Here is a 7,004-nt window from a genome sequence, read left to right on the forward strand (position 1 = left end):
CCGTTGTCGATTCTTTCGTCGATGTTCATGACTTCACCCGCACGCGCGGCTTCTGCAACTGTCGGGATCGCGCGGCCTCTTCCATGAGTCGATCGGCCCGCGCGAGCTCCCCCTCATCCAGCAGTACGGATCCCAGGGCCGGGGGCAGGAACCAGCCCTTCACGCATCCGGGATCACGAAGCGCGATCTGCAGGTGGGTGCCCGTGCGGAATTCCGACGTGTCGGTCACGGGACGCCCCTGGTAGAAGGCCGCCCGTACTGCCTGGAAGGCAGGCCGTCCTTGCCGCTCCCGAATCAAATGCCCCATGTTGAAAACGGCACAGTCCAGGCGTCGCAGCAGCACGGTCTCGTCATCCAAGGCAGCCGCTTCGTTCATGGGCATGGGCCGATTCAGCATGGTCTGAGCCTCCCGCAGGTCCCCCAGTGCATTGAGATAGCTTCGACGCCCTTCCACTGTGGTCATGTCCCACCAACGAGACACGCACAGGACCGCGCCGACAACCGAGGGGCTCACCACAGGCCTGGCGGAGAGATGCCTGGCGGGTTGCATGCTCGCGGACTTCGCGAAGCTCAGTGCCCGCTCCGCATCCCCCTCGAAGAAGTAGACGCCGCCGCCCAGCCAGTCGTAGCGATTGGCCGAAGGCGCGAGATGCGGGAGAGTCCCTCGGACGAGCCGGTCCCTGGTGGACACGTCACAGCCGTGATACGCGAGCACGAGCTGCCCGTCGCTCATTGGTACTCCGGCGTCAGGTTGCCGAACTCGTCGATGATGCCCGCTTGCTGCGCCAGCTGGATCGCGATCTGGACGTCCTCGACACGCCTGATCACGTTCTCACAGGCCTGCGGCAGCCCCAGCGTGCCGAGTTTGTGCGCGAAGGTGCAGGGCTCCGGCAGCTTGACCGCGATCCTCGCTGACTTCTCGGATCGCCGATAGGCAACTCGGCGACCGCCCTTCTTGCCATTCCGCTTCTTGCTCATCGGGACTCGCTCCAATCAACGGGGAGTCCTCATGATGGCGAGGCGTGAGCCTCAGGCCAATGGCACGTTGCCGTGCAGAAACCATCGACGTTGCCCTGAGCAAGTGGGCTGGATCACGCGAATGAGGGTTCACGCTCGGCAAGCTCTGCCGCGTCGGACCTCACGCGCGCGACCTGGCGCAACGGCGATCAGAACTTCGAGAAGTCCGGCTGGCGCTTCTGGAAGAAGGCCTGGAAGGCTTCCATCGCCTCGGGGCTGCGTAGACGCGCACCGAAGATCTCGGCCTCGGCCTGGATGGTTTCCAGCAGCTGCTCCTTGGTCGCGCGGCGCATCAGCTGCTTGCTCTCGCGCACGGCGCTCGGCGGCAGCTTGTTGAAGCGCTCGGCCACGCGGCGCGCCTGCCCGACCACTTCGCCGGCCGGCAGCACCGCGTTCGCGATGCCGCATTCCACCGCCTGCTCGCCGGTGAACGGGTCACCCAGCAGGATCTTCTCGGCCGCGCGGCGCGGGCCCATCAGCTTGGGCACGAGCAGGCTGGAACCGAATTCGGGCACCAGCCCGAGGCTGACGAAGGGCATCGCCAGGCGCGCGTCGTCGGCCACGTAGACGAAGTCGCAATGCAGCAGCAGCGTCGTGCCGATGCCGATCGCCGCGCCGTTCACCGCGGCCACGATGGGCTTGTCACAGCCGATCATCGCGCGCATGAACTGGAACACCGGCGCGTCCTCGTCCCGCGGCGGGCTGCCCATGAAGTCCTCGATGTCGTTGCCCGACGTGAAGATCTGCGGCTGGCCCTGGATCAGCACCGCGCGCACGCTGTTCTCGGCGTTGGCCGCGACCAGCGCGTCGGCCATCTCCTGGTACATCGCGCGGGTCAGCGCGTTCTTCTTCTCGGGGCGTGCGATCTCGATGGTCTGCACGCCGTTGACGATGGCGGTCTTGATGCTCATGGAGCACTCTCCTGCTGGGTAAGGCCGTTGATGCCGTTGGGAATGGCCGCGATCATGCCAGCCAGGCGCTCACCTGCGGCCACAGGCTTGGCTCGAATCGATCGCGGAAGAAACCGAAATGGCCGATGCGGCGCTCGCCGATGTCCTTGGGCGCGATGCGGCGCAGCTCGGGATGCGCGCCGGCGTAGAAGCCGTGCAGCGACTCGGTGTTGCGGCGGGACATGAATTCGTCGTCGGTGAACGCGAGCGAGAGCATCGGCACCGACAGCGAGGCGTACTGCGCGCGCAGCGCGTCACCGCCCTCGCCCATCATGTATTCGCGGTCCAGGCACCAGCGGCGCCACTGCGCCATCACCCCGCGAGGGAGGTCGCCGACCTTGCGCAGCTTGCGGCCGGGGAAGTAGCCAAAGAGGGGCAGCGCGAGCGGGACGATGACGTACCAGAGCCACCAGACGTAGCGGCGCAGGCCGATCGAGTTCTCGCGCCAGTAGCCGCTGCCGCAGCCCACGGTCACCGCGCGGGAGACGCGCGAGCGGTTGGGAAGCAGGCCCAGGATCTGGCCGCCCAGGCTGTGGCCGAGCCAGTGGATCTCGCGGTCGTCGCCCAGCAGCTTGTTGAGATGCGAGAGCGCCGCGGCGGCGTCATGCTCGGCCCAGGTGCGGATGTCGGCGTCGAGGCCGCGCAGCGAGCGCTTCATCGACTCGGGACGCGAGGCGCCCATGCCGCGGTAATCGAAACTCAGCACCAGCCAGCCCTGCGACGCCATCCAGCGCGCGAAGGCGGCGTAGTAGCGCTGTTCGACGCCCATGGCGGGGGCGATCAGCAAGCCCGCCTTGGCAGTCGCTGGGTCGCCGTAGAGGTGGCCTTGGAGTTCGAAACCGTCATCTGCTCGGAAACTGATCATCGCGGTCTCCCGATCGATGAAGACGCTGGCGGGCGCCTGCGAAGGATGCCCAACCGCGTGGGGCCAGGCGCGGGCTCTCCACGACGCGGGGGGGCGTCCCTCCGGGAACCCCCCGCATCATTCCGGCCCCACCCGCACTCGCTGCCCGAGGACGAGCGGACTGCGGTGGCCGACGCGCTTTTTACAGACGCTCGATGATGCCCGCCGCGCCTTGGCCGGCGCCAACGCACATCGTGACCATGCCGTACTTCGCGCCGGTGCGGCGCAGGCCGTGGATCACCGACGCCGCGCGGATCGCGCCGGTCGCGCCCAGGGGGTGGCCCAGGGCGATCGCGCCGCCGTTGGGGTTCACCTTGGTGCGGTCCAGCACGATGCCCTTCGCGTCCAAGTCATTCAGCACCGCCAGCGACTGCGCCGCGAAGGCCTCGTTCAGCTCGACCCAGCCCAGGTCCTCGGCCTTGATGCCGGCCAGCTTCAGCGCGGCCGGGATCGCCTCGATCGGGCCGATGCCCATGATCTCCGGCGGCACGCCGCGCACCGCGAAGGACACGAAGCGCGCCAGCGGCGTCAGGCCGAAGCGCTTGACCGCCGCCTCCGACGCCACGATCAGCGCGCCCGCGCCGTCCGAGGTCTGCGAGCTGTTGCCCGCCGTGACGCTGCCCTTGGCGGCGAACACCGGCTTGAGCTTGGCCAGGCCCTCCATCGACGTGTCCTTGCGCGGACCTTCATCGATGTCGACCGTGCGCGACTTGACGATCACGCCATCGCCGTTCAGGTCGGGCTGGCGGTCCTTGATCTCGAATGGGGTGATCTCGTCCTTGAAGAAGCCCCCTTCGATCGCGGCCAGCGCGCGGCGATGCGATTCGAGCGCGAACTCGTCCTGCGCCTGCCGGCTCACCTTCCACTTGTCGGCGACCTTCTCGGCCGTCAGGCCCATGCCGTAGGCCAGGCCGATGTTCTCGTCGCGCTCGAAGATCGCCGGCGGGAACGAGGGCTTGTTGCCACCCATCGGCACCATCGACATCGACTCCACGCCGCCAGCGATCATCACTTCGCTCTCGCCGACGCGGATGCGGTCCGCCGCCATCGCCAGCGCGGTGATGCCCGACGCGCAGTAGCGGTTCACCGTCACGCCGCCGACCGTGTTCGGCAGGCCCGACAGCACCGCCGCCACGCGGGCGATGTTCATGCCCTGCTCCCCTTCCGGGAAGGAGCAGCCGATGATCGCGTCTTCGATGACCGACGGGTCCAGGCCCGGGACCTGGGCCATCGCGGCCTGGATCACGCGGGACAGCATCTCGTCCGGACGGGTGTTCTTGAAGTAGCCCCGGCCCGACTTGCCGATCGGCAGACGGGTGGCGGCGCAGATGTAGGCGTCTTGAACTTGCTTGCTCATGATTGATTCCTTGTGTGCCGCTCGGATCAGTTGCGCACGGGCTTGCCGGTCTGCAGCATGCCCATGATTCGCTCCTGCGTCTTCGGGTGCTCCAGCAGCGAGCAGAAGTGCTTGCGCTCCAGCGACATCAGGTATTCCTCGGTCACCAGCGAGCCGGCTTCGACTTCACCGCCGCAGACCACGTCCGCGATCAGCGAGGCCAGGTGGAAGTCGTGCGCGCTGATGAAGCCGCCGTCACGCATGTTGGCCAGCGAGGACTTCACGGTGGCGATGCCGGAACGGCCCGCGATCGGGAACTTGGCCTTCAGCGGCGCGCGGTAACCGGAGTCCGCCATCGCCTTGGCCTGCGCCGTGGCGACGAACAGCAGCTCGTCCTTGTTGGGGACGATCACGTCGCTGTCCAGCAGGTAGCCCAGCTTCTGCGCTTCCAGCGCGGAGGTCGCCACCTTGGCCATCGCGGCGTTGGTGAAGCCATCCTTCAGGAAGGCGAAGATGTCCGCGTTGGCGTTGCCGGCCGAGGCCATCTCCGCCGCGCGGCGCGCGATGTAGGTCAGGCCACCGCCGCCCGGGATCAGGCCGACGCCCACTTCCACCAGGCCGACATACGACTCCATGTGCGCGACGCGGCGGGCGCAGTGCACCGCCAGCTCGCAGCCGCCGCCCAGCGCCAGGCCGCGCATCGCGGCCACGACCGGCACGTTGGCGTAGCGCACGCGCAGCATCATGTCCTGCAGCTTCTTCTCTTCCGGCGCGATGCCCTTGGCGCCCTTGGCCATGAAGACCGGCATCAGCGCTTCCAGGTTGGCGCCGGCGGAGAACACGTCGTCCGGCGACCAGATGACCAGGCCCTTGTACTTGGCCTCGGCGATCTCGACCGCCTTGAGCAGGCCCTCGGTGACCGTCGGGCTGATCAGGTGCAGCTTGCAGTTGATCGAGGCGATCAGCACTTCGCCGTCCAGCGACCAGACGCGGACCTCGTCGTTCTTGAACTCCTCGGTGCCCGCCTTCAGCGGCTCGACCGCGCCCTCGCCGACCAGCGATTCGGGGAAGGCCTGGCGCTCATAGACCGGCAGCTTGGCGCGCGGCTTGAACTTGCCTTCCTTGGCGCTCCACGAGCCGTCCTTCGAATGCACGCCGCCGTTCTCGGCGACCGGGCCCTCGAAGACCCACTTGGGCAGCGGCGCGCTCGACAGCGTCTTGCCGGCGTCGATGTCGGCCTGCACCCACTCGGCGACCTGCTTCCAGCCCGCGGCCTGCCACAGCTCGAACGGGCCCTGCTGCGAGCCGAAGCCCCAGCGCATGGCGAAGTCGATCTCGCGCGCGGTGTCGGCGACGGTGTCCAGGTGCACGGCCACGTACTGGAACGAATCGCGCAGGATGGACCACAGGAACTGCGCCTGCGGGTTGCTCGATTCCTTCAGCAGCTTGATGCGGTCGGCCGGCTGCTTCTTCAGCATGCGGGCGACGATCTCGTCGGCCTTGCCGCCGCCGGCGACGTACTCGCCAGTGGCGAAGTCCAGGCGCTGGATGTCCTTGCCGACCTTCTTGTAGAAGCCCGCGCCGGCCTTCTGGCCCAGCGCGCCCTTCTCGATCAGGCCCGCCAGCACCTTGGGCGTGGCGTAGGTCGAATAGAAGGGGTCGTCCTTCAGGTTGTCCTGCATCGTCTTGACGACGTGCGCCATCGTGTCCAGGCCCACCACGTCCGCGGTGCGGAAGGTGCCCGAGGACGCGCGGCCCAGCTTCTTGCCGGTCAGGTCGTCGACGACGTCCACGGACAGGCCGAACTTCTCGGCCTCGATCATCGTGGCCATCATGCCGGCGATGCCGACGCGATTGGCGACGAAGTTGGGCGTGTCGTTGGCGCGCACGACGCCCTTGCCCACGGCCGAGGTCACGAAGCTCTCGAGCTGGTCGATGACTTCAGGATTGGTGGTCGGCGTGTTGATCAGCTCGACCAGGTACATGTACCGGGGCGGGTTGAAGAAGTGGATGCCGCAGAAGCGCGGCTTGATCGATTCCGGCAGGACTTCCGACAGCTTGGTGATCGACAGGCCCGAGGTGTTGGACGCGACGATCGCATGCGGCGCGACGAACGGAGCGATCTTCGTGTAGAGATCCAGCTTCCAGTCCATGCGCTCGGCGATGGCCTCGATGATCAGGTCGCAGTCCTTGAGCAGCTCCAGGTGCTCCTCGTAGTTGGCCTGCTGGATCAGCGCGGCGTTCTCGGGCACGCCCAGCGGCGCCGGCTTGAGCTTCTTCAGGCCCTCGACGGCCTTGGTGACGATGCCGTTCTTCGGGCCTTCCTTGGCAGGCAGGTCGAACAGCACGACCGGCACCTTCACGTTGACCAGATGGGCGGCGATCTGCGCGCCCATCACGCCGGCGCCGAGCACGGCGACCTTGCGAACTTGGAATCGACTCATGGTTTCTCCAATGGACATCACTGGGATGTAGGGATGGGGTTCTGGCGTCGCTTACTCGACGCGGATCCAGGTCTGGGTGCGGCCCAGCAGCGGCATGCCGACGAAGCCGCGGACCTCGAGCTTCTTGCCACCGTCGATCGGACGCAGGCGGACGCGATAGACCTTGCCGTTGCCCGGATCGAGGATGTCGCCGCCGTCCCAGAGCTCGGCGTCGTTGCCGTTCTTCTTGACGTTGCGCAGGATGGTCAGGCCCAGGATGGGCTGGCCCTTGCGCTCGTCGGCGCATTCGTCGCACTTGGCGGTCTGCTTGGTGGGATCGGTGATCTTCTCGATCTTGCCGGTGAGCACGCCGC

Annotated in this window: 7 protein-coding genes; all 7 read right to left on the reverse strand. The window is 67.3% G+C overall.

All coding sequences use genetic code 11. The features are described 5' to 3' along the window. Positions 1 to 25: 25 nt before the first annotated feature. On the reverse strand, positions 26 to 733 hold the full coding sequence (locus tag FUT87_RS14960) for a hypothetical protein (protein WP_147241527.1): 708 nt from the start codon (positions 731 to 733) through the stop codon (positions 26 to 28). Then, positions 730 to 978 carry a hypothetical protein gene (locus tag FUT87_RS14965; RefSeq protein ID WP_147241528.1) on the reverse strand — a complete coding sequence of 83 codons (249 nt, stop codon included), beginning with the start codon at positions 976 to 978 and terminating at the stop codon, positions 730 to 732. Before FUT87_RS14965 ends, FUT87_RS14960 begins: the two co-directional genes overlap by 4 nt. Before the next feature lie 188 nt (positions 979 to 1,166). Further along, complete coding sequence (locus FUT87_RS14970; protein WP_147241529.1) at positions 1,167 to 1,928, reverse strand: enoyl-CoA hydratase; 762 nt, start codon at positions 1,926 to 1,928, stop codon at positions 1,167 to 1,169. Between the two features lie 52 nt (positions 1,929 to 1,980). After that, positions 1,981 to 2,832, reverse strand: coding sequence for an alpha/beta fold hydrolase (locus FUT87_RS14975; protein WP_147241530.1), 852 nt, complete (start codon positions 2,830 to 2,832; stop codon positions 1,981 to 1,983). Positions 2,833 to 3,013: 181 nt separating this feature from the next. Continuing rightward, positions 3,014 to 4,228, reverse strand: a complete 1,215-nt coding sequence (locus FUT87_RS14980) for an acetyl-CoA C-acyltransferase (RefSeq protein WP_091726153.1) — start codon at positions 4,226 to 4,228, stop codon at positions 3,014 to 3,016. Positions 4,229 to 4,254: 26 nt separating this feature from the next. Next, entirely contained in the window at positions 4,255 to 6,651 is a 2,397-nt protein-coding gene (locus tag FUT87_RS14985; protein WP_147241531.1) for a 3-hydroxyacyl-CoA dehydrogenase/enoyl-CoA hydratase family protein, read from the reverse strand. Between the two features lie 51 nt (positions 6,652 to 6,702). Further along, the coding region (locus tag FUT87_RS14990; RefSeq protein WP_147241532.1) for a DUF2147 domain-containing protein at positions 6,703 to 7,004 on the reverse strand (302 nt) is incomplete at its 5' end.

The organism is Mitsuaria sp. TWR114, from assembly GCF_007997345.1.

Bases quoted from the DNA above. Each gene is read 5' to 3' on its own strand.
- FUT87_RS14985 (WP_147241531.1), bottom strand. From the start codon at position 6,651: ATGAGTCGATTCCAAGTTCGCAAGGTCGCCGTGCTCGGCGCCGGCGTG.
- FUT87_RS14960 (WP_147241527.1), bottom strand. From the start codon at position 733: ATGAGCGACGGGCAGCTCGTGCTCGCGTATCACGGCTGTGACGTGTCC.
- FUT87_RS14970 (WP_147241529.1), bottom strand. From the start codon at position 1,928: ATGAGCATCAAGACCGCCATCGTCAACGGCGTGCAGACCATCGAGATC.
- FUT87_RS14975 (WP_147241530.1), bottom strand. From the start codon at position 2,832: ATGATCAGTTTCCGAGCAGATGACGGTTTCGAACTCCAAGGCCACCTC.
- FUT87_RS14965 (WP_147241528.1), bottom strand. From the start codon at position 978: ATGAGCAAGAAGCGGAATGGCAAGAAGGGCGGTCGCCGAGTTGCCTAT.
- FUT87_RS14980 (WP_091726153.1), bottom strand. From the start codon at position 4,228: ATGAGCAAGCAAGTTCAAGACGCCTACATCTGCGCCGCCACCCGTCTG.